This window comes from Intestinimonas butyriciproducens, assembly GCF_016901775.1.
In the GTDB taxonomy this organism is placed as follows: Bacteria; Bacillota; Clostridia; order Oscillospirales; family Butyricicoccaceae; genus Pseudobutyricicoccus.
Map to the genome: position 1 here is coordinate 2,501 of NZ_JACJKW010000039.1, position 2,202 is coordinate 4,702.

Annotated in this window: 1 rRNA gene (running past one end of the window); it reads left to right on the forward strand. The window is 52.0% G+C overall.

From position 1 onward, the window contains the following. Positions 1-2,202: ribosomal RNA gene (locus H6A25_RS12450) — 23S ribosomal RNA — on the forward strand (its annotated part extends 556 nt beyond the left edge of the window); the annotation flags it as partial.

Consider the following 2,202-nt stretch of genomic DNA (forward strand, 5'->3'; position numbering starts at 1 on the left):
GCTTACAAGCACTCAGAGCCCGTTAAAGGGTGATGAGGTACTTTTTGTAGAACGGTCCGGCGAGTTATTGTTTCATGCAAGGTTAAGGAACTGGAGTTCCGCAGCCGAAGGGAAACCGAGTCTGAATAGGGCGTATGAAGTATGGGGCAATAGACCCGAAACCGGGTGACCTATCCATGAGCAGGTTGAAGTGGAGGTAAAACTCCATGGAGGACCGAACCCACGCCTGTTGAAAAAGTCGGGGATGACTTGTGGATAGCGGAGAAATTCCAATCGAACTCGGAGATAGCTGGTTCTCCCCGAAATAGCTTTAGGGCTAGCGTCATGTTAGATTACCGGAGGTAAAGCACTGAATGGACTAGGGGCCGCGAGGTTACCGAACCCTATCAAACTAAGAATGCCGGATAATTGGTGCATGGCAGTCAGACTACGTGAGATAAGTCTCGTGGTCAAAAGGGAAACAGCCCAGATCCACAGCTAAGGTCCCTAATAGATGCTAAGTGTAAAATGATGTGGAGTTGCACAGACAATCAGGATGTTGGCTTAGAAGCAGCCACACATTCAAAGAGTGCGTAATAGCTCACTGATCGAGTGGCTCTGCGCAGAAGATATAACGGGGCTAAGCATCTAACCGAAGCTTGGGCAGCGCATGCGCTGGGTAGGGGAGCGTTCTTATCGGGGCGAAGCAAGAGCGGAAGCACTTGTGGACTGGTAAGAAGTGAGAATGCCGGAATAAGTAGCGAGAATTATGTGGGAATCATAATGGTCGAAAATCTGAGGTTTCTTGGGGAAGGTTCGTCCGCCCAAGGTAAGCCGGGAGCTAAGGCGAGGCCGAAAGGCGTAGTCGATGCACATACGGTGGAAATTCCGTAGCCGCTGACATTTAAACCACAGTGACACTTTGAGATAGGAGATCCCGGGCGATGGTTGCCCCGGGCGTAAGGGACCGAAATTAAAGTAGGGAAGTCTTCGATGCTCAGAGGCGAGAAAAGCTGTGGCGTATACTAAAGCGCCCGTACCGCAAACCGACACAGGTAGATGAGGAGAGAATCCTAAGACCAACGGGAGAAGGGTTGTCAAGGAACTAGGCAAATTGGACTCGTAACTTCGGGAGAAGAGTCGCCCTCAGCAATGAGGGTCGCAGTGAAAAGGCCCAAGCGACTGTTTAACAAAAACACAGGTCTCTGCTAAATCGAAAGATGAAGTATAGGGGCTGACGCCTGCCCGGTGCTGGAAGGTTAAGAGGAGAGGTTAGCGCAAGCGAAGCTTTGATCTGAAGCCCCAGTAAACGGCGGCCGTAACTATAACGGTCCTAAGGTAGCGAAATTCCTTGTCAGGTAAGTTCTGACCCGCACGAATGGCGTAACGATTTGGGCACTGTCTCGACAGCCCGCCCGGCGAAATTGTAGTACTGGTGAAGATGCCAGTTACCCGCAACTAGACGGAAAGACCCCATGGAGCTTTACTGTAGCTTGATACTGGATTTTGATATTTCATGTACAGGATAGGTGGGAGGCTTGGAAATCTGGGCGCCAGCTCAGATGGAGCCACCGTTGGGATACCACCCTTGAACTATTGGAATTCTAACCTGCGGCCGTGAATCCGGTCGGGGGACACTGTCAGGTGGGCAGTTTGACTGGGGCGGTCGCCTCCAAAAGAGTAACGGAGGCGCTCAAAGGTTCGTTCAGCGCGGCCGGAAATCGCGCATTGAGTGTAAACGCATAAACGAGCCTGACTGCGAGACAGACATGTCGAGCAGGAACGAAAGTTGGAGTTAGTGATCCGGTGGTATGTGAGTGGAAATGCCATCGCTTAACGGATAAAAGCTACCCTGGGGATAACAGGCTGATCTCCCCCAAGAGTCCATATCGACGGGGAGGTTTGGCACCTCGATGTCGGCTCATCACATCCTGGGGCTGAATTCGGTCCCAAGGGTTCGGCTGTTCGCCGATTAAAGTGGTACGCGAGCTGGGTTCAGAACGTCGTGAGACAGTTCGGTCCCTATCTGTTGCGGGCGTAGGAGATTTGAAGAGAGCTGTCCTTAGTACGAGAGGACCGGGATGGACGCACCTCTGGTGCACCAGTTGTTCCGCCAGGAGCACAGCTGGGTAGCTATGTGCGGGCTTGATAAACGCTGAAGGCATCTAAGCGTGAAACAAACTCTAAGATTAGATCTCCCATCCGAAAGGAGTAAGGCCCCAC